We start from the raw sequence: 19,502 nt of genomic DNA, 5'->3' as shown, positions 1-19,502 counted from the left end.
ACCTACAGCATGCGCAATCATCGCCGGATGTCCAAGATCATCCGCCAGACCTTCACCGTAACCCGTGCGACGACTCGCCAACAAACTCTGCGAAGAGCTTCACAATCTTCCGGTTCTGATCCCAGGTGTCAGGCCGCGCATCGCCAATCCGTTCGGCCTTGAACTTGTCGTAAAGCTCCATGAGCGTTTTGCCTGGGGCTGCAATCCGTTTGCCCTGGGTGAGATCGGCGGGCACGACGATCGGATCAGCCGGCACGCCGGTCTAGTTGCGGGCGTCCCGCTCGGCAGCACATTCCAGGACCTGGATTTGAACCCGCTGCAATCGTTGGCACAGATCAGGGTAGGCGGGCGATCCCTTCACGACTAGCAACGGCTCGCTTTGGAGCACGTCATCAACCGTCCATTCGATCAGGGCCGTCTCACCGCTGGCGAGATGCTTTTTGAGCGTGTCGAGTTGGATCGCCCGATGTTCCCGGTCAATTTTCGCCGCGTCCTTCATAGCGATCACTTCAATGGTGGCGTTGAGTCGGACTAGCGGGTCATCGGTCTCCGCGACGGCATTGTCGATCTTCGCGAAAGCCATCGTGTGTGTCTGCGCGAGATCGTGGCAGGCGCGAACGCGCCGTTGGATGATCTGGAACGCGAACAGGCCGAAGAGGCGGCCAAGCCAGGCGGCCGCTCGCCGTCTGGTTGGACAACGACGCCTCCCTGACCGGCAAGCGGCGGCGCACGTGCAGGACAGCCTGCTGAAGCGACGAAGACGGCCCACGCGGCGACAATCCGCGCGTCCGTCGCGCGCGAGGACGATTGGCATCGCTGGATCTACGGTCATCACCTCAGCCACGGTGCCAGACGGATGGCGGCCCAGCTTCTCGAGCCGAAGTTGTCGGGATTTCGCGAAATCGCCCGCAACGTGCTGCTTCGGAACGAACTGGCACAGGGGCACCACCTCGTCCGTCAGGCGCTGCGCGCGACGGAGGAAGGTTTCGACGGGCTCGTCCGCAAGGTCCAGCTCGTGGGCCAGAGCATATATTCGGACGATCTCGGGACGGACGCCGACTTCTGGCGCAGGAGCGCGGCGACGGCTATCGCAACAAAGTCAATCGACACAAGCCAGTTGGTTCGAGGCAGATACGGGCAAGGATGCCAATCTGCGAGCCGTCGATCGGGTATCGTTGGAGTGGACCAAGGCGGTCGCGGGGGGTGAAGGAGCTGATGCCTAACGGGTAGGCGTACGATCGCCCCCTTCGCGTTGCTGTTCCTCGATCCGCGTTATCCGTGAACTGACCCCTTTCGTGCTCGATGATCTTCATGTTCGGGATTGCGGTCGGCGTATCGATGCGGACCGCTTCCGAACATACGGCGTTGCCGCCGGGGAGCGCGGCAATGCCACAGGAGAGCTCCTAAGAGAGTTGGACGCAGGTCTTCGGACCTTCGTCGCCGTCACGCGCAAGTATTTTTACTCCGCTTTGCTTAGCGAGTCTGCTCCCGACTACGACCACCATCGCAGGAGTGCGCTAACACCCGATACGGAGGATTGAGATATTTGAAGAATCTCATTTTCATTCGCCGCCGCCGCGGTCAACATGAATGGACTCACAACTGAGCAGATCGAGACTTCCATGAATGCTCCACAGGCAAAGTCACGTGTGGTCCTGTGCTTCCTGTCGGGTCGCGGCCACGGCCGAGGCAAGCTGTGGCTGAACGACGATCTGGATCGGATCATCGCAGCAACAAAAGTCGTGAAATTGCAGAGAAGTTCCGGCGGGCACAGGAGCGATCGGAGATGCGAATGGCGGAAGCAAGCTCCGCGAGTAATCACAGCCGCCCGGCTGTAGCGCAGGGCGGAAATTTGCGTTAGCTTCTGCTGGCGAGTTTGCAAATGCGTACCCGCATCCGATCTCTCCGGGGACAACGGGCTATCATTCGACCGCTTGACCCCTCCCACCCTCAGAGCTGGGATAATCCCGACAATGAGGAAATCTGGTTTGACCTGGCGCGCGCCATCGGACGCCAGATCGCACGGGATGAAAACGACGGTTTGGGGCAGCCGATAAAGGAACGGCATGACGACAGCGTCATCCAAGAAAACGGCCGTACTGTACGCCCGCTATTCCAGCGACATGCAAAAGGCGACCTCGATTGACGGTCAGCTATTGCTCTGCAGGAAGGTTGCGTTGCGCAGCAATCTCGATGTCATCGGGGAATTTGTGGATGCCGCAAAATCTGGTCTTACCGATGGTGCGCGGGACGGCTATCAACGCCTGCTCAACGGTGTGCGAAATCATGACTTTGACGTGGTCGTCGTTGAGCACTTCGACCGCTTGTCGCGCGATCCGGCAACCATCCAGCGTCTCAAGCAGGTTTTCGAGTTCAACCGCGTTGAGCTGATGGATCAGAAGGGCGTCTATGCGACCGCCACCGACATCAGCATCGCAAGTCTCTACAACACGATTTACAAGCCGCAGCTCGCCGAAAAGGTTCGGCGTGGCCATGACAACGCTGTTGCTAACGGAAGAATTCCTGGCTCACACGCCTATGGTTATCGGCCGAGGCCGGGCGCGCCCGGCGAACGCGTGATCGATGAGAACGAAGCAAAGATCGTGCTCCGCATTTTCACCGAATATGCGATGGGCCGCTCGACCCGAACTATCGCCGCTGATCTCACCCGCGAAGGCGTGCCCTCACCCGGGGCAACTCGTCACAAGAACAAGGCTGGTCGCACTACCTGGAATCATCAGTGCATCACAGGCGGTCGGCATGGTCGCGGCATTATCGGCAACCAGCTATATATCGGCGAGATACATTGGAACGTTCGCTCGACAATTCTCAACCCGGAGACTCAGAAGAAACAGAAGCGCCGCAATCCAGAAGAACGCCATATCATAGTCAAAAAGCCTGAGCTGCGGATCATTCCGCAAGCGCTCTGGGATCGAGCGCAGAAGGTTCGTAGCGCGCGTGCCGTACATATGTTCGGGCCGACGGGCAAGCCGCGCCGCCGCCTCGTGATTCCGCGCAACAATGAACACCCGCTTGCCGGCGTTCTGCGGTGCGGTGTCTGCAACGGCCATATGCGAATCGCTCAATCCTCCCGGAATGGCGCGCCGCGCGCCGCATGCGCCAACGCGCATCAGCGGGGCACCTGCGAGCACACCCGTAGCTTTGACATGGACATTCTGCTCAAGGATGCCTCCGAAAAAATCGAAGCGAAATTGCTTTCGCCGAAGGCCACTGAAGAGGCGATGCGTGCTTGGAAGGAGGAATGCAAAAACGGTCGGAACAAGGGCGGCAGCGAACGCGCTAAACTGGACCGTCGACGCCGTGTGTTGACTACCGAGATCGAACGGCTGACATATGCCATCGCGAACAGCCGTCGCAAACCGGATGAGTTACTCAAGCGGATCGATGAATGCGACCTGGAACGGGGAACCGTTGAAGAGCGCTTGCGGCTGATGGGCAGTGGCGGCGAAAATGTGATCCCATTCGACCACCCAAAATTCAGTGACCGATACCGTTCGGAGACTCGAAGACTGGTCGCGGCGCTCAAGATCAACCCGAAGGCGATCGAAACTCGCATCGCCTTCCGCAACTTGATCGACTGCATTGTAGTGCATCCGGTTCGCAAGCGGATGCCTTACGAATATACGCCCTACCTGAACAGCGCCGCCCTTTCCGGCAAGAAGCTTTTCCCCGAAAACCGCGGCGAGGCAGGGGAAATCAGCACGTTTGCCTACTACGACAATGGCAAGTCAGGGAAATCCGTGTCCTCGTAATAGACGCGGACCTGCATGTGGTGGCGGCCGTCGCGTATCTCGCCGTCGAGATGAGCTGTCACGTCGCGAGCCTCTTCGCTTGTCGCTATAGGTCCGTTTTGCGCAAAAACGGCCAACCGCGCAAGCGTGTCAGGACACAACCAGCCCTGCCCTCCCCAGCGTCACCTCGACGATCTCGGGCGGCACGCCGACACGGACCGGCATGATGCTGCAACCGAGGCCACCGGAGACAATCAGGTCGCATTTCAGCCGGAAGTGGCCATAGGCGAGGCGCAGGCCATTCTTGGGCGAAACCGCCGGCGACCAGCCGAGCAGGCGAACCTGGCCGCCATGGGTATGGCCGGACAGTTGCAGCGCGACGCGCCCGGGTACGAGCGGCGCGATGTTGGGCTCGTGCGCGAGCAGGATGACCGGCGCATCGTCGGTGACCTTCGCCAGCGTGGCGTTAAGATCGTCGGCGCCGAAGCGGCCGACGCTGCGGAAGCGCCGCGCCGGCAGGAAGGCCAGCTGATCGCCGAGCCCGGCAAGCCAGAACGGACGGCCGTCCTTGGTGAGGCGCACGACGTCATTCTCGTAGACCGGGATGCCGGCCGCCTCCAGCGCCCGATGCGCGATGGTCGGTCCATGCCCCGCCTGCTGCACGGTCCTGTCGTCCCAATAATCGTGATTGCCCATGACGGCATGGACGCCGAGCGGTGCCTTGAGTCCGGCCAGCACCCTCGCCCATTCGCGCGACGGGATGAGGCGCGTGACGTGGTGAAGGCCGGCGACATAGTCGCCGAGCAGCACGACGATATCAGGCTTCAGCGCATTGGTACGGTCGACGATGCCCTCGATCCGCTCCAGCGGCATCCAGGGATCGCAGGCGTGGATGTCGGCGATGGCCGCGATCTTCAGCGGAAAATCCGCCGGCCATTGCCGCGGCTTCGGATGATAGCGGGTGACGCGAAGCCGCAACACCGGCTCGACGCCGACGCCGTAGGCGGCGGTCGAGATGCCGAGGGCGGACAGACCGCCGATGGAACGGATGAAATGACGCCGCGTGATCATGAAAACCCGATCGAGATGCGCCTTGTTGATGCGGTCCGATTGGAGCGGAATTGGGTGCGTTCGTGCAGAACGTCTGCACGAGATTACCAGAAATTCATGATAGAAGGAGCGCGCTGCATTGGCGCAGCTCAGTCGTCGCTCTCGTCCGTGCCGAACAGGCCGAATTGTGCCGCCGCATCGCGCGAGGGCTCGGCGATGCCGAGATGACGGAAGGCGTGCGAGGTGAGCAGACGGCCGCGCGGGGTGCGCTGGAGATAGCCGCACTGGATCAGATAGGGCTCGATGATGTCCTCGATCGCATCGCGCGGCTCGGACAACGCGGCGGCCATGGTCTCAACGCCAACCGGGCCGCCGCCATAGTTCATCGCGATGGTCGTGAGGTAGCGACGGTCCATCGCGTCGAGGCCCGCGGCATCGACCTCGAGCGCGCTCAGGGCGTGGTCCGCGATCTTGCGATCGATCTTGTCGGCATCGGCCGCCGAGGCGAAATCGCGCACGCGGCGGAGCAGGCGGCCGGCGATACGCGGCGTGCCGCGAGCACGGCGCGCGATCTCGTTGGCGCCGTCGGCGCTCATGCCGACATTGAGCACGCGCGCGCCCCGGCTGACGATGCTTTCGAGCTCCTCGATCGTGTAGAAATTGAGCCGGACCGGAATGCCGAAACGATCACGCAACGGATTGGTGAGCAGGCCGGCGCGCGTGGTGGCGCCGACGAGGGTGAATTTCGACAGCTCGATCTTCACCGAGCGCGCAGCCGGGCCCTCGCCGATGATGAGGTCGAGCTGAAAGTCCTCCATCGCGGGATAGAGCACCTCTTCCACCGCCGGACTCAGACGATGGATCTCGTCGATGAAGAGCACGTCGCGCTCTTCGAGATTGGTGAGAAGAGCCGCGAGATCACCGGCCTTGGCGATCACCGGCCCTGATGTGGCGCGAAAGCCGACGCCGAGCTCCTTGGCCACGATCTGCGCCAGCGTGGTCTTGCCGAGGCCGGGGGGACCTACGAACAGCACGTGATCCAGCGCCTCGCCGCGCTTGCGCGCCGCCTCGATGAAGATCGAGAGGTTCTTGCGCGCCTGCTGCTGGCCGACGAAGTCGGACAGCGATTGCGGACGCAGCGCGGTGTCGCCGACATCGTCGCTGCGGCGCTCGGGCGAGACCATGCGGTTGGCCTTGGGATCGCTCACCTGGCGAACTCCCCGTAGGGTGGGCAAAGGCGCTCTTCGCGCCGTGCCCACGATATCTCTCCGATCGCCCTAAGAGTGGTGGGCACGCTGCGCTTTGCCCACCCTACGACACTGACCATTGCCGCGCTCACTTCGCCAATTCCTTCAGGCCGAGGCGAATGAGCTGCGCCGTCTCGGCGTTCTCGCCCGCGCTGCGCGATGCGGATGCAATGGCGGCGGCCGCTTGCGGCTGACCATAGCCGAGATTGACCAGCGCGGAGATCGCGTCCGCGACGGGCCGCGGTGCGCGCTGATCGTCGACAGCGCCGGCAAGATGCACCACAGCCGGATCGACATTGGCGAAAGCCGGCGCCTTGTCCTTCAGTTCGGTGACGATTCGCTCGGCGACCTTAGGGCCGACCCCGGGCGTGCGCGCCACCGCGGCCTTATCGCGCAGCGCAATGGCATTGGCGAGATCGGCCGGCGCCAGCGTGCCGAGCACGGCGAGCGCGACCTTGGCACCGACGCCCTGCACGGTCTGGAGCAGGCGAAACCATTCGCGCTCCTGGTCGGTGCGGAAGCCGAACAGTTTTATTTGGTCCTCGCGGACATAGGTCTCGATCGACAGCACGGCAGCCTCTCCCGGCGAGGGCAGATGCTGCAGTGTACGCGCCGAGCAATGCACCTGATAGCCGACGCCGCCGACGTCGAGGAGCACGAAATCCTCGCCATAGGAATCGATCAGGCCCTTGAGCTTGCCGATCATAACCCCGCCACCTTCAGCCTGAGCGCCGTGCTCTGGCGGTGATGGGCGTGGGTGATGGCGATGGCGAGCGCGTCGGCGGCGTCGGCGGACGGCGGCTCGGCCTTGGGCAGCAATATCTTCAGCATCATCGCGATCTGTTGCTTGTCGGCATGGCCGGCGCCGACCACGGTCTTCTTGACCTGGTTCGGCGCGTATTCGGCGACAGAGATACCGAACATCGCGGGCGCCAGCATGGCGACGCCGCGGGCCTGGCCGAGCTTCAGTGTCGCAACGCCGTCCTTGTTGACGAAGGTCTGCTCGACCGCGGCTTCCATCGGCTTGTGGTCGGACAGGACGGACGCGAGCCCCTCGTGGATCGCGAGCAGCCGGCGCGCCAGCGGCAAATCGTCCGGCGGTTCCACCGAACCGCAGGCGACGTAGATCAGGCGATTGCCCTCAGCCTCGATCACGCCCCAGCCGGTGCGGCGGAGGCCAGGGTCGATGCCGATGATGCGAACGGGGCCACGAATCGGGAGCGCAGTCATGGGCCAGTGATAGCGGCTGGCCGCCGTGGGGGAAACAGAAACAGAACGGAAGTAACAGGGGAAGTGGGGGCGTTAGTGAGCCGCACCGCCCACCACAGACTCCGGCGTCATACCCCGCGAAGGCGGGGTATCCAGTACGCCGCGGCTTCTCCGTATTCCCATTGCTGTCTCTGGAATACTGGGTCGCCCGGTCAAGCCGGGCGACGACAGCGGAGGGTGAGGTGAGGCTCTACCCGCCCATCTTCGCGACCAGCGCGTCCGACACCTCGAAATTGGCGTAGACGTGCTGGACGTCGTCGTGCTCGTTCAGCAGATCCATCAGCTTGAGCAGCTTCTCGCCGGTCTCGTCGTCGACCGCGACCGTGTTCTGCGGCTTCCAGATCAGCGCGGCCTTGCGCGGCTCGCCGAACTTGGCTTCCAGCGCCTTGGCGACGTCGCGATAGCCTTCGGTCGAAGCGTAGATCTCGTGACCGGCTTCGCCGGAGACGACGTCGTCGGCGCCGGCCTCGATCGCGGCATCGAGCACGGCATCGTCATCGGCGACGCTGCGGTCGTATTCGATGATTCCGGTGCGATCGAACATGAAGGACACCGAGCCGGTTTCGCCGAGATTGCCGCCCGATTTGGTGAAGAAGGAGCGGATGTCGGAGGCGGCGCGGTTGCGGTTGTCGGTCAGCGCCTCGACGATGACGGCGACGCCGCCGGGGCCATAGCCCTCGTAGCGGATCTCGTCATAGTTCTCGCCCTCATTGCCGAGCGCTTTCTTGACGGCGCGCTCGATATTGTCCTTCGGCATGTTCTCCTGACGCGCCGCGATGATGGCCGCGCGCAGGCGCGGGTTCATGTTGGGGTCGGGCGTGCCGAGCTTGGCAGCGACGGTGATTTCCCGCGCCAGCTTGCCGAACAGCTTCGACTTCTGGGCATCCTGCCGCCCCTTGCGGTGCATGATGTTCTTGAATTGGGAATGTCCGGCCATGCGTGGTCTCTCGGGGGTCTCTTGGAATCGTACGCCAATGAGGGTGGGAAACGCGGCCTTATAGGCCGCCAACCCACCGGAATGAAAGGGTCTCGGATACTTTAAGGTAACACCGTACAGGCCCCTGCCTAGAGGTGAGGCATCGTTAACCCTGACTTCATTCCAGCCTGCGAAAATAACCCCCGCCCGTCCCCCGACAAGAGAGACCTGATGGCATTCGGACTATTTCGGAAGCGTCTGCCGGATATGGCCGCGCCCGTGGCAGCCGCAGAGGCCGCGCCGCCGGTGGCCCAGTCCGAGCCCGCCCCGGCCGAGGGTGATTCGGCGCGGGAGATCCTGGAATTGCTGGAACTCGAGCTTGGCGCGATGATCCGCCAGCTCGAGCGCGCCGCCAATTCGGTGGCGGGCGGCGCCGAAGCGACCGCATCGACGCTTGCCGCCATTCGCGACCGCACCGACGCCCTGACCGGCCGGACCAATGCCGCGCAATCGACCGCCTCCACCTTCGCTCATGCCGCCGACAAGTTCACCCAGTCGTCGCTGGGGATCGGAGCGCAGGTTCGCGAGGCCGGCAAGCTCGCCGACGAGGCCAGCGCTGCGGCGCAGGAAGCCCGCGCCAATGTCGATCGCCTGCGCGAATCCTCCGCCGCCATCGGCAATGTCGTCAACCTGATCGCACAGATCGCGCGGCAGACGACGCTGCTCGCGCTCAACTCGACGATCGAGGCCGCACGCGCAGGCGCTGCGGGAAAAGGCTTCGCGGTCGTCGCCACCGAGGTCAAGGCCCTCGCGGTGCAGACGCAAGGGGCGACGGAAGAGATTACGAAGAAGATCGACGCGCTGCAGCGCGACGCCGCCGGCTCTGCCGATGCCGTGCACCGCATTTCGCAGGCGATCGAGGCGATCCGCCCGGTCTTCGAGACCGTCAACGGCGCGGTCGCCGAACAGAACGCCACCACCAGCGAAGTTTCCGGCAACGCCGCCAGCGCCTCGGAGTTCATCGTCTCGGTCGGCGAGAGCGCAGCCGAGATCGATGCCGCGACCAAGGCGGCCGAGAGCCACGGCGAGAATGTCGCCAGTGCCGGCAAAGCCGTCACCACCTTCGCACAGAAGCTGAAATCGCGCTGCGCCGTGCTGCTCCGCCAGAGCGAGCACGACGATCGCCGCAAGACCGAACGGCTGCCCTGCCATCTCAAGTTCGAGAGCGCGCGCGGCGTGATGCCGGTCTATGAAATCTCGATGGACGGTGTGCTGATCGGCGGCGCGGATGCAGGCCGGCTGGCACCGCAAGCGATCATCGAAGGTACCCTCGAAGCCGTCGGCGCCTGCCGCCTGCGCGTGGTCGAGCAATCCAAGGCCGGAGCCCGTGCGCAATTCGTCGGTCCCAATGCCGAGCTCAGCGAAAAGATCGAGGACAGGCTCTGGTCGATCCACGAAGAGAACACGGAGTTCGTCACCCGCGCCATGGAAGCGGGCAACGCGCTGACCCAGATCTTCGAGCAGGCCGTTGCCCGCGGCGAAGTTGGGATCGACGACCTGTTCGACACCGACTACGCCGAAATCGCCGGGACCAATCCGCAGCAATACCGCACGAAATATCTCGACTGGGCCGACCGCGCGCTGCCGCCATTCCAGGAGGTCTTTCTGGCCAAGGACCAGCGCTTGGCGTTCTGCGCCATGGTCGACCGCAACGGCTTCCTGCCGGTGCACAACAAGATCTATTCGCACCCGCAGCGGCCGGGCGACGTGGCCTGGAATACAGCCAATAGTCGCAACCGCAGGATATTCAACGATCCGGCGGGGTTGGCGGCCGCACGCAACCTGCGCTCGTACCTGGTGCAGAGCTATGCGCGCGACATGGGCAATGGGAATACGGTGATGATGCGCGAGATCGACGTTCCGATCCGCGTGCAGGGCCGGCACTGGGGTGGATTCCGCACGGCTTACAAGCTCTAGAGCCTGGTCCGAAAAAATGTCCCGCAGTTTTTCGAGCGGAATAGAGAAATAAGGCGCGAATTGCGCCTGAGTGCACGCTCAGGCAAGACGCCGGCCGCGAATCATCCTTTAAGCAGAATTGGAATGGGAATGCCGCCGTGAGCCGGGTTGCGGCTCTGACTGGAGGACTCATCGAACATGTCCGTCGTACAACTTGCAGTCATGGACACCGGCTCCAATCGCACGCTGGCCGAGCGGCTGATTGATCAGCTTGCCGACCGCATCGGCGGCCTCGGCGTGGAACTCGCCGATATCGCCGGCAACGTTCAGGAAGTCGCCAACCGCGTCGCAAACCAGTCGGAACGGTTCCACCATCTCCAGGAGACGGCCGAGACGATGGTCTCGGCCAACCACGATATCGCCAATGCATCGCAGGCGGTGCAGACCACGACCTCCGCTGCGGTCGGCGAGATCGCGCAATCGCGCAGCGCCGTCGACACCGCGGTCAGCCACATCTCCGAGCTCGTCGCAGCGGTGGAGCGCATCGAGGCACGCCTCAGTGCCGTCGGCTCGGCGCTGGCGCAGGTCGCGAAAGTCTCTGGCTCGATCGAGGCGATCGCGAAGCAGACCAATCTGCTGGCGCTGAACGCAACCATCGAAGCCGCCCGCGCCGGCAATGCCGGCCGCGGGTTCGCGGTGGTGGCAAGCGAGGTGAAGAACCTCGCGGAAGCCACCCGCCAGGCCACGCACCAGATCTCCGACACCGTGCGCGATCTCGACGGCCAGATCGAAGGCCTGATCGGCGAGAGCAGCGACGCCTCGCAGCGCGCCAAGACCGCAGGCGAAGGCGCCCAGCAGATCTCCGGCATCATCTCGCGGGTTCAGCAGGGCTTCGCCTCCGTGGAGGCGGAGATCGGCAGCGTCACGCGCGCGGCGACCTCCAATCTCGGACATTGCGACACCGTCATCAGCGAGCTGAACGAGCTCGCCAAGGGCGTCGACCTCTCCTCGCGCGACCTCAAGAACGCCGATCAGCGCGTGACAAAGCTGCTCGACACCTCCGAAGGCCTGATAGCGATGATCGCCGACAGCGGCGTGGAGACATCGGACGCTCCGCTGATCCGAATCGTCGTCGAGACCGCGAAGCGGATCTCGACCGAGTTCGAGGCCGCGATCGATCGCGGCGACATCACGCTCGACCAGCTCATGGACGAGACGTATCGCGAAATTCCCGGCACCGATCCAAAGCAGTACCTCACCAACTACGTCGACTTCACCGACCGCGTGCTGCCCGCGATCCAGGATCCGATCCAGAAATCCGATCCCCGCATCGTGTTCTGCGTCGCCTGGGCCAAGGGCGGCTATCTGCCGACCCACAACCCCAACTATCGCCTGCCGCAGGGCAAGGACCCGGTCTGGAACAACGCCAATTGCCGCAACCGCCGCCTGTTCAACGATCGCGCGGTGCAGAAGGTCGCAGCGAACACCAAGCCGTTCCTGCTCCAGACCTACCGCCGCGACATGGGCGGCGGGCAGTTCGTGCTGATGAAGGACCTGTCCTCGCCGATCGTGATCCGCGGCAAGCGTTGGGGCGCCTTCCGGATGGGTTTCCGGCAGAGCTGACGGCCGGCGCGACGGCGTTCCCAAAACAAAAAACTCGAAAACAACCCCATGCACAGTAGCCGGGGCGTGCGAAATCAATGGCTTATGCCGGCAGGCCGCGGCAGGCTTTGACTCGAATGCCACTACTTCGAAATTGTCATCCCTCTCTTCCCTTCTCCCTTCTTGTGGGAGAAGGTGGCGCGAAGCGCCGGATGAGGGGTCTCTCTCCGCGGGCAGAGCTACTCGAGAATGAGAGAGGGTTATCCGCGGATAGAAACCCCTCACCCCAGCGTGTTCGCGTCTACTGACGCCTCCGCCCTCTCCCACAGAGGGCACAACGATTTCGGCCGTACTCTCAGCCACGACTTTCCCAATCGCACGTATTTCGTCATCGCATGATTTTGCGCATCCGCACGACAATCTGCGGTGATCGACGACGCGCGCGTCGAAAAAGCATCAAAACATGACGATTATCATATCAATCAGCCCAAAACGCTCGCAGCGAGCGCCGCACAAATTCGTGAACGTCATGGGCTGACGCGTCAGCAGCGCAAATATGCATTGCCGGAGATTGCGACGCTTCATCGTTTCGTATCGGTATGATTATTGTCGCGCGCGAATTCGCTGACTAGATCGCCGCAAGCGATCGAGCGAGCAAGGGGATGCATATGGCAACTGTTCTCACCATCAACGGCGAAACGAAATCCTTCGACGCGCCACCGGAAATGCCGCTGCTGTGGGTGCTGCGCGACATCCTCGGAATGACCGGCACCAAGTTCGGTTGCGGCATCGCGCAATGCGGCGCCTGCACGGTGCATGTCGACGGCAAGGCGGTGCGCTCCTGCGTCCTGCCGGTCAGCGCGATTGAGAACCGCGCCATCACCACGATCGAACATGTCGGCAGCACGCCTGCGGGCGCGAAAGTGCAGAAGGCCTGGCTCGACCTCGAAGTGATCCAGTGCGGCTATTGCCAGTCCGGCCAGATCATGTCGGCCGCCGCATTGCTGACCGCTACGCCCAGGCCTGACGATTCCGACATCGACGCCGCGATGGCCGGCAACATCTGCCGCTGCGGCACCTATGTCCGCATCCGCGAGGCCATCAAGCAGGCCGCCAACGGCCGTCAGTCCTGAGGTCCACCATGAATGCACATAACAGCGTCTCCCGCCGCGCGCTGCTGACCGGCGGTCTCGCCACCGGTTTCCTGCTCGCCTTCCATCTGCCGCTGCGCGCGGCCGTCAACGAACCCGTGCAGCCGCGCGATGCAACCGAGGGCAAGTTCGCGCCCAACGCCTTCATCCGCATCGACGAGACCGGCCGCACCGTGCTGATGATGCCGCAGGTCGAGATGGGCCAGGGCACCTATACCTCGATCTCCGCCGTGCTCGCCGAAGAGTTGGATGCCGACTGGGGCAAGGTCGAGGTGCAGCACGCGCCGCCGAACGACAAGCTCTACGGGAATCCGACCTTCGGCTTGCAGGTCACGGGCAACTCCAACTCGATCCGCGCCTGGTGGACGCCGCTGCGCAAGGCCGGCGCCACCGCGCGCGCGATGCTGGTACAGGCCGCAGCCGCCCAATGGGGCGTCGAGCCCGCGAGCTGCACGGCGTCGAAGGGCGAAGTCGCGCATGAAGCGAGCGGCCGCAAGCTCGCTTACGGCGCGCTGGCGCTCGCTGCCCAGGGACAGACCCCGCCGAAGGATGTCGCGCTGAAGGACCCCAAGGACTTCGTCATCATCGGCCAGCCGCTGAAGCGGCTCGACACGCCCGACAAGGTCAACGGCAAGGCCGTCTACGGCATCGACGCGATCCTCCCCGGCATGAAGTTCGCGACGGTCGCCGCCTGCCCCGTGTTCGGCGGCAAGGTCGGCAAGATCGACGACAGCGCCGCGGTAAAGCTCCCCGGCGTGCGCAAGGTCGTGGTGCTCGACGACATGGTCGCCGTGATCGGCGATCACATGTGGGCGGCCAAGAAGGGCCTCGAAGCGCTCAAGATCGAGTGGAACGAGGGACCCAACGCTGCGATCACCACGAAGGATGTCTGGGACGATCTGCGCAAGGCTAGCCAGAAGGACGGCGCGGTCGCCAAATCCGACGGCGACATCGCCAAGGCGCTGGCGAGCGGCGACAAGTTCGAGGCGGCCTACGAGCTGCCGTTCCTGGCGCATGCATCGATGGAGCCCATCAACGCCACCGTGCACGTGAAGCCCGACTCCTGCGAGATCTGGACCGGCACGCAGATCATGACGCGCGTGCAGTCGGAGGCGGCGAAAGCCGCTGGGCTTGCGGTCGACAAGGTCATCGTCAACAATCATCTGCTCGGCGGCGGTTTCGGCCGCAAGCTCGAGCCCGACATGGTGATCGCGGCGGTGAAGATCGCAAAACAGGTCGACTACCCCGTGAAGGTGGTGTGGACCCGCGAGGAGGACATCCAGCACGATGTCTACCGTCCGGTCTATCGCGACCAGATCACGGCGTCGCTGGTCGACGGCAAGGTGGCGGGGTGGAAGTACAAGGTCGCCGGCTCCGCGGTGCTGGCGCGCTGGCTGCCGCCGGCGTTCCAGAAGGGCATCGACATCGACGCGATCGACGCCGCGGTCGATGCCCCCTACGACTTCGCCAATTTCCACGTTGAATATGTCCGCGCCGAGCCGCTGTCGGTGCCGACAGGCTTCTGGCGCGGCGTCGGCCCCAACAACAACGTGTTCGCGGTCGAATGCGCGATGGACGAGCTCGCGCGCAAGGCGGGCAAGGACCCGATCGAGTTCCGAAAGTCCATGCTGACCAAGAACCCGCGCATGCTCGCGGTGCTCAACCAGGTCGCGGAGAAATCCGATTGGGGCCAGCCGTTGCCCGCTCGTGTCGGCCGCGGCGTCTGCGTGCAGCCGTCATTCGCGAGCTTCATCGCGACCGTGGTGGAGGCCGAGATCGACGATATCGGCGAGATCACGCTCCGCCGCATCACCTCGGTGGTCGACACCGGCATCGCGGTCAACCCCGACACGGTGAGGGCGCAGATCGAGGGCGGGCTGATTTTCGGCCTCACCGCCGCGCTCTATGGCGAGATCACCATCGAGAAGGGCCGCGTGCAGCAATCGAACTTCCACGACTACCGCATGATGCGCATCAACGAGACGCCGAAGATCGAAGTGATCGTCGTCAAGAGCGGCGAAGCGCCCGGCGGCATCGGCGAGGCTGGCGTCAACGCCGGACCGCCGGCGCTGCGCAACGCGATTCTTGCCGCAACCGGCGTGGCGCTGCGGCGCCTGCCCATTGACCGAAAACTGCTGGCTGCGGGGAAGAAGGCATGAGCGGCAAGATGCGTATTCTCACAAGCGTCGCTGCGATCGCCATCGTCGCAGCAGGGCTCGGCGTCTGGATCATCCGCGGGCCCGGCCCGCTCGATTTCGCCGGCGGCACGAAGGTGGCGCTGGCGGATTACCGCGCCGGCAAGCCGACCGGCGTGCCGGCCAAGCTGGAGAAAGCGAGCCTGGTCGAGCGCGGCGAATATCTCGCCAAGGCGGCCGACTGCATGGTCTGCCACACCAAGCCGAGCGAGAAGGACTATTCCGGCGGGCTCGGCTTCAAGCTGCCGTTCGGCACGCTCTATTCCACCAATATCACGCCGGACAAGGACACCGGCATCGGCAATTACAGCGACCAGGATTTTCTGAATGCGGTCCAGCACGGCCAGCGTCGCGACGGCGCCCGGCTCTATCCGGCGATGCCGTACACGTCCTACACCTACATGACGGACGAGGACGTGCTGGCGGTGAAGGCCTATCTGTTCAGCCTGCCGGCGGTGCGCGCGAAGGCGCCGGAGAATACGCTGTCGTTCCCGTTCAACCAGCGCTGGGCGATGATTGTCTGGTCGGCCGTGTTCAATCCGGACACACGCTTTGCGCCTGATACGTCGAAGAGCCCAGAATGGAACAGAGGCGCGTATCTTGTCGAAGCGCTGGCGCATTGCGGCGAATGCCACACCCCGCGCAATCTCGGTTTTGCGCTGGATAACCGCAGGAAGTTCGCCGGCGCGATCACGGCGGGCTGGCGCGCCTTCAACATCTCCTCCGACAAGGCGACCGGGCTCGGCAATTGGAGCGACCAGGATCTGATCTCCTATCTGTCGCTGGGCCACGCACCGGGCCACGGCTCGGCCTCGGGGCCGATGGGTGAAGCGGTCGACCACAGCTTCAGCCAGTTCGCGCCCGAAGACATCCGCGCCATCGTTGCGTACTTGCGCAGCGTGCCGCCGGTGCCCTCGCCTGACCTGCCCGCCACCACGGCACCCGTCGCCCCCGCCTCGCACAAGGACGGCGTCACGGCGGACGCGCGCGGCAAGAAGGTGTTCGCCAGCGCCTGTGCCAGCTGTCACGGCTGGAGCGGCGAGAGCCCGGTGTCGCCGATGGCAACGCTGACCGGCACCTGGGCCGTCAACGACCCCGCCGCCACCAACGTCGCGCAGATCGTGCTCTCAGGCACGAAGCGCCACACGCCTGACGGTGCGCTGTCGATGCCGGCGTTCGGAAATGCGTATACCGACGACGAGATCGCGGCGGTGGCGAACTACGTCACGGCGCGGTTCGGGACGAAAGGCTCGAAGCTGACGGCGAAGGATGTTGCTGAGTTAAGGGGGCAGACGGCGGAGTAGCGCACTGCTCTTTACCCTCCCCTGGAGGGGGAGGGTCGGCTCACATTGAGCGTAGCGAAATGTGAGACGGGGTGGGGTGACGGTCTCTCCACCTCGAACACTGCGCGCGGGGAGAGATCACCCCACCCCGCTCGCGCTTCGCGCGATCGACCCACGGGCGAGCTTCGCTCGTCCCGGACCCCTCCAGGGGAGGGTGGCAGCGGCGTTCTCCGCAAGAATTAGCTCAACCAAAACCGCGGCGTCGCCGGCTCCAGCCTTCCGCCGACGCGCACCGGCGCAATCTTGAGCGCGAGGCCCGTTGCATCATCCGTTTCCACGGCGACGCCGCTCAGCGTCGCTGCGCCCGCCGCCGGCTCGAAACGTCCCGACGGAATCCCCGACGTGAACCTGCGCAGTGGCTCTTCCTTCTGCATGCCGATGATGGAGTCGTAATCGCCGGTCATGCCGGCGTCGGTCATGTAGGCGGTGCCGCCCGTGAGGATCTGATGGTCGGCGGTCGGCACATGGGTGTGCGTGCCGACGACGAGGCTGGCGCGGCCGTCGCAGAAGAAGCCGATGCCCTGCTTCTCGCTGCTCGCCTCGCAATGGAAGTCGACGACGACGGCATCGGCGGCAACGCCGAGCGGACAGGCGCCAAGCTCGCGCTCCAGCGCGGCGAAGGGATCGTCGAACGGGGTCATGAAGACGCGGCCCAAAGCGTTGACGACCAGCGCATGCTTGCCATTCTTGGTCTCGACCAGGGCTGCGCCGCGGCCGGGCGTGCCACGCGGATAGTTCGCGGGACGCACCAGGCGCTCGGCGCGCTCGATGAACACCAGGGCTTCACGCTGGTCCCAGGAATGGTTGCCGAGCGTCACCGCGTCGGCGCCGGCGTCGAGAAACTCCTGGTAGATCGCTTCCGTGATGCCGAAGCCGCCGGCGGAATTCTCGCCGTTGACGACGACGAAATCGAGTGACCAGTCCTTGACCATGCCGGGCAGATAGTCGGCGATTGCCGTGCGTCCTGCACGGCCGACAACGTCACCCACGAAGAGAATGCGCAACTTCAGAACTCCGGAAATCGAACACGTCCGATTCCGTTAGCACATAATCCAGCGCGACGTCGTGGGATAGTGCCGGAACCGCCTTGATCTCCTGCGCCGCAAAAGCGAGCCCGATGCCGACGATGTTCTTGGCCTTGCGCAAATGCGCGAAGGTGAAGTCGTAATGCCCCGCGCCATAGCCGATGCGATGGCCAAGACGATCGAACGCCGCCAGCGGCGTCAGCATGATATCCGGGATGACTTCGCTTGCGGCCGGCGACGGCTCGGGAATGCCGAGCGGGCCGAGCATCAGGCGATCGTTTGGGTGGAAGATGCGGAAGATCAGCGACTGGCCGCGCGCGGTGACGCAAGGCAGCGCCAGCTTTGCGCCCTCTTCGGCGAGCTTCTGCAGCAGCGGCATCGGATCGATTTCGCTGCGGATCGGCGAATAGCCGGAGACGATGCTGCCGGGCAGAAGCTGGAACGGCAGTCCGCGCTTGGCGAGCTTTGCGGCGGCGGTGCTTCGCTTCTTCTCGCTGAGCGCGTCGCGTGCCGCGAGGGCCTTGGCACGGAGTTCGGCTTTCGAATTGGGCATGCGCGCTTGCTCCGAATGCGGAGCCTTGCTCCGCTGTCATCACCCGCGAAGGCGGGTGATCCAGTATCCCAGAGACGCCAGTGATCAGACATCGACGCCGCGGCGTACTGGATGCCCCGTCCCCCGTGCGCAATTGCGCACTAGGCGGGGCATGACACTGCCGGTTTGTCGTAGACGGCCATTCGACAAGAACGCATTGCAAGCAGTAGTGCGAAGCCGCGTACGCCGTTGAAGCACTCGATCCCGGAGTTCCCTACGAAAGTAGGTGGGCACCATATGTCCGGGCCCACGGGCCCGGCCAGGGACAGTTCCCTAAAGGATCGATAAGGCCCCGGGGATATATGGCTCCTGACGCGCGTCGCAGCCTCGCCCGCGCAATGTAACAACGATACTGACGAATCGCCAGCCCGGCGTGAAGTTGCGGCTCACCTCTCCCGCTTGCGGGAGAGGTTGGCGCAAAGCGCCGGGTGAGGGCTCTCTCCTCTGGGGGAGTCTCACTGTGGAAATACCCTCTCCCCAACCCTCCCCCGCAAGCGAGGGAGGGAGCGCACCACCCGCGTGGCAGCAGCCCCTACCCGATCGCAATCCCGTTGCCGACGGTCCGGTTCAGGACCTGGGTCGACTTCTCGATGCGTTCGGCTGCCGCGTTCAGGGCATTCACCACCGCGGTCTGCGTCATCCGGGCGCGCTCGACGGCGGCGTTGCGGAAGTCCCTGAGCTCGGTCAGCTCCTGCTCCATGGTGCGGACGCGGTTGCCGGCATCGACCAGCTCATCGCAAACGGTCAGCGCCGCCATCACGGTGAGGCGCGCATCGCCGATCTCGCCGAATTTTCCGCGTAGCGACTGGATCCGCGTCTCCAGGCTCTCGGCGAGCTTGAGCAGTCGCACTTCCTGGCCCTCCTCGCAGGCCATGCGGTATTGCCGGCCATTGATGGTGACGTTGATGTGGCTCATCCGTCCTCTCCGGTATCGAGCACCGAGCGTATCGTGACGATCGCGGAATCCAGCCGGTCAGAAATCTCGCGATTGGTGCGCTCGAGCTTGCGCGCCTTCACCAGCGCGCCGTCGAGCTCGTCGGCGAGCCGCGAGCGATCCGCGCCCAGTGCCTGGATTCGTGCCGCAAGCTCGTTCTCGTCGCGATCAGCGTCGCGCCGCCGCTCAACCGCGCTTTCGAGCGCGTCGAGCGCCGACATCAGCCTGCGGGTCGCGATCTCGATCTCGACCGCGGAGGACTCCGTCATGGCGGCACTGTTGGACACGCGATCGTTCATGTAGTCAGCGGCGGAACCTGTGGCCTTTGCCCAGTGGCCTTTTCCTGGGGCGTGCCGTCCGGCAAAAGACTCGGTTCGGCAAGCGGTTAGAAGCAGAAATTTACGTGGCAAGCTAGCCAAGCGCAACGCCGCCGCGAAACTATGCACTGCTAGATCAGGAGTGGATCGTCC

The 19,502-nt window shown here is 64.2% G+C and carries 18 protein-coding genes, 1 other RNA gene and 1 pseudogene; 7 read left to right on the top strand and 13 right to left on the bottom strand.

Going from position 1 to position 19,502, the window contains the following annotated elements:
* Positions 1–52: 52 nt before the first annotated feature.
* Positions 53–256, bottom strand: a complete 204-nt coding sequence (locus tag RAD10_RS22425) for a hypothetical protein (protein WP_270163427.1) — start codon at positions 254–256, stop codon at positions 53–55.
* A gap of 6 nt (positions 257–262) precedes the next feature.
* Entirely contained in the window at positions 263–946 is a 684-nt protein-coding gene (locus tag RAD10_RS22420) for a hypothetical protein (RefSeq protein ID WP_461619284.1), read from the bottom strand.
* A 1,120-nt stretch (positions 947–2,066) separates the two neighbouring features.
* Between RAD10_RS22420 and RAD10_RS22415 the strand changes: the two genes are divergently transcribed.
* Positions 2,067–3,773, top strand: coding sequence for a recombinase family protein (locus tag RAD10_RS22415; protein WP_270163429.1), 1,707 nt, complete (start codon positions 2,067–2,069; stop codon positions 3,771–3,773).
* Here RAD10_RS22415 and RAD10_RS22410 read toward each other — a convergent pair.
* From RAD10_RS22410 to RAD10_RS22385, 6 genes and pseudogenes are all read right to left on the bottom strand, one after another.
* A pseudogene (locus tag RAD10_RS22410) lies at positions 3,755–3,862 on the bottom strand (acyl-CoA thioester hydrolase); the annotation flags it as partial. The gene RAD10_RS22415 and the pseudogene RAD10_RS22410 overlap by 19 nt on opposite strands.
* A 40-nt stretch (positions 3,863–3,902) precedes the next feature.
* Complete coding sequence (locus RAD10_RS22405) at positions 3,903–4,823, bottom strand: metallophosphoesterase (protein WP_461619283.1); 921 nt, start codon at positions 4,821–4,823, stop codon at positions 3,903–3,905.
* A 128-nt stretch (positions 4,824–4,951) separates the two neighbouring features.
* Positions 4,952–5,986 carry a Holliday junction branch migration DNA helicase RuvB gene (gene ruvB, locus RAD10_RS22400; protein ID WP_177237050.1) on the bottom strand — a complete coding sequence of 345 codons (1,035 nt, stop codon included), beginning with the start codon at positions 5,984–5,986 and terminating at the stop codon, positions 4,952–4,954.
* A gap of 151 nt (positions 5,987–6,137) precedes the next feature.
* Positions 6,138–6,755, bottom strand: a complete 618-nt coding sequence (gene ruvA, locus RAD10_RS22395; RefSeq protein ID WP_461619282.1) for a Holliday junction branch migration protein RuvA — start codon at positions 6,753–6,755, stop codon at positions 6,138–6,140.
* Positions 6,752–7,279: a crossover junction endodeoxyribonuclease RuvC gene (ruvC, locus tag RAD10_RS22390; protein WP_461619281.1), complete on the bottom strand. Its 528-nt coding sequence runs from the start codon at positions 7,277–7,279 to the stop codon at positions 6,752–6,754. Before ruvC ends, ruvA begins: the two co-directional genes overlap by 4 nt.
* A 229-nt stretch (positions 7,280–7,508) precedes the next feature.
* Positions 7,509–8,255 (bottom strand): YebC/PmpR family DNA-binding transcriptional regulator, encoded by a 747-nt coding sequence (locus RAD10_RS22385; RefSeq protein WP_212245368.1) that lies wholly within the window; start codon positions 8,253–8,255, stop codon positions 7,509–7,511.
* Positions 8,256–8,465: 210 nt separating this feature from the next.
* On the opposite strand from RAD10_RS22385, the gene RAD10_RS22380 reads away from it, so the two are divergent.
* The 6 genes from RAD10_RS22380 to RAD10_RS22355 all read left to right on the top strand — a co-directional run bounded on the left by RAD10_RS22380 (position 8,466) and on the right by RAD10_RS22355 (position 16,442).
* Positions 8,466–10,211 carry a methyl-accepting chemotaxis protein gene (locus RAD10_RS22380; RefSeq protein ID WP_461619280.1) on the top strand — a complete coding sequence of 582 codons (1,746 nt, stop codon included), beginning with the start codon at positions 8,466–8,468 and terminating at the stop codon, positions 10,209–10,211.
* A gap of 177 nt (positions 10,212–10,388) precedes the next feature.
* Positions 10,389–11,813: a methyl-accepting chemotaxis protein gene (locus RAD10_RS22375; protein ID WP_091956374.1), complete on the top strand. Its 1,425-nt coding sequence runs from the start codon at positions 10,389–10,391 to the stop codon at positions 11,811–11,813.
* 405 nt (positions 11,814–12,218) lie between these two features.
* Positions 12,219–12,395, top strand: a complete 177-nt coding sequence (locus tag RAD10_RS22370) for a hypothetical protein (protein WP_461619279.1) — start codon at positions 12,219–12,221, stop codon at positions 12,393–12,395.
* A gap of 65 nt (positions 12,396–12,460) precedes the next feature.
* On the top strand, positions 12,461–12,925 hold the full coding sequence (locus RAD10_RS22365; protein ID WP_461619278.1) for a (2Fe-2S)-binding protein: 465 nt from the start codon (positions 12,461–12,463) through the stop codon (positions 12,923–12,925).
* 8 nt (positions 12,926–12,933) lie between these two features.
* Entirely contained in the window at positions 12,934–15,102 is a 2,169-nt protein-coding gene (locus RAD10_RS22360) for a xanthine dehydrogenase family protein molybdopterin-binding subunit (RefSeq protein ID WP_461619277.1), read from the top strand.
* Positions 15,099–16,442, top strand: coding sequence for a c-type cytochrome (locus RAD10_RS22355; RefSeq protein ID WP_461619276.1), 1,344 nt, complete (start codon positions 15,099–15,101; stop codon positions 16,440–16,442). The genes RAD10_RS22360 and RAD10_RS22355 overlap by 4 nt, the downstream gene beginning before the upstream one ends.
* A gap of 218 nt (positions 16,443–16,660) precedes the next feature.
* Here the strand turns inward: RAD10_RS22355 and RAD10_RS22350 are convergent, their stop codons facing one another.
* The 5 genes from RAD10_RS22350 to RAD10_RS22330 form a co-directional block, all read right to left on the bottom strand.
* Positions 16,661–17,485 carry a TIGR00282 family metallophosphoesterase gene (locus RAD10_RS22350; protein ID WP_165637249.1) on the bottom strand — a complete coding sequence of 275 codons (825 nt, stop codon included), beginning with the start codon at positions 17,483–17,485 and terminating at the stop codon, positions 16,661–16,663.
* Complete coding sequence (locus tag RAD10_RS22345; protein WP_461619275.1) at positions 17,463–18,059, bottom strand: 5-formyltetrahydrofolate cyclo-ligase; 597 nt, start codon at positions 18,057–18,059, stop codon at positions 17,463–17,465. Before RAD10_RS22345 ends, RAD10_RS22350 begins: the two co-directional genes overlap by 23 nt.
* Before the next feature lie 209 nt (positions 18,060–18,268).
* Positions 18,269–18,429: non-coding RNA, 6S RNA (gene ssrS / locus RAD10_RS22340), on the bottom strand.
* Between the two features lie 201 nt (positions 18,430–18,630).
* A complete protein-coding gene (locus RAD10_RS22335; RefSeq protein WP_018318702.1) occupies positions 18,631–19,014 on the bottom strand; it encodes a cell division protein ZapA in 384 nt (127 codons plus the stop codon).
* Positions 19,011–19,331: a DUF4164 domain-containing protein gene (locus RAD10_RS22330; RefSeq protein ID WP_461619274.1), complete on the bottom strand. Its 321-nt coding sequence runs from the start codon at positions 19,329–19,331 to the stop codon at positions 19,011–19,013. Before RAD10_RS22330 ends, RAD10_RS22335 begins: the two co-directional genes overlap by 4 nt.
* Between the last annotated feature and the right edge of the window lie 171 nt (positions 19,332–19,502).

The organism is Bradyrhizobium sp. 23AC (assembly GCF_054863025.1).
The sequence above is the reverse complement of the archived record's forward strand: the minus strand, read 5'-3'. Positions and strand labels throughout refer to the sequence as shown.